The sequence below is a fragment of the Enterobacter sp. CGMCC 5087 genome, assembly GCF_003144775.1.
Classification (GTDB): domain Bacteria; phylum Pseudomonadota; class Gammaproteobacteria; order Enterobacterales; family Enterobacteriaceae; genus Enterobacter; species Enterobacter cloacae_M.
Genome location: NZ_QFXN01000341.1, coordinates 1 through 595, shown reverse-complemented (window position 1 = coordinate 595; position 595 = coordinate 1). Strand labels below are relative to the sequence as shown.

2 protein-coding genes are annotated in these 595 nt (G+C 55.5%); both read right to left on the bottom strand.

Annotated features, from left to right (window positions below; all coding sequences use genetic code 11):
* Positions 1-32 precede the first annotated feature (32 nt).
* Entirely contained in the window at positions 33-263 is a 231-nt protein-coding gene (locus DEO48_RS26285; protein ID WP_109846752.1) for a DUF905 family protein, read from the bottom strand.
* A gap of 32 nt (positions 264-295) precedes the next feature.
* Positions 296-517 (bottom strand): hypothetical protein, encoded by a 222-nt coding sequence (locus tag DEO48_RS26280; RefSeq protein WP_109846753.1) that lies wholly within the window; start codon positions 515-517, stop codon positions 296-298.
* Positions 518-595: the final 78 nt, after the last annotated feature.

The window sequence follows — 595 nt, the reverse complement described above, 5'->3', positions numbered from 1 at the left end:
CGCGATCGAACACGATGCGAAATCATGATCGACTACGGTGCGAACTGGCGATCGATCACCGTGCGAATATGCAGTATACCCTGGCTGAGCAGGTAGCGGTTAAACCACTCCCCGGCACTGGCTTCAAAATTCCACGCCCGCCAGATCAACGTCCCCTCGCTGTCGCGGATCACCAGCCGAAAATGCGTACCCTGGTCATCTTCTGTAACAACATTCCGGTATGCCGCTACCACGATGCTGGCCTGCTTTCTGGTAAGCGTCATAAAACAAAATACCCCGCTCAGTGAGCAGGGCGTCAGTGGGTTAAGTGCGTGGTGATAATCTGTAGTATCTGCTCCATGAGCGCCGTGACTAAGGCACCTGCGAGCAGGGTTGCCGCCTGTCTGGCGATATCAATGCTGTCCTCGTCATAGCCTTTTTCGCGGAAGTGGTCTTCCACAAATTGCTGTGCCCGGCTGCTGGCATACCACGTCAGCGCCCGCTCCAGCGCAGACAGCAGTATTTTGAGTAATGTCATTGAGTCAAATCTCAGAGGGGACCCGGACGGATGGGGGCATTCTGGGATGCCCCTGCCGGGTAAATAAGAGAGGAACGG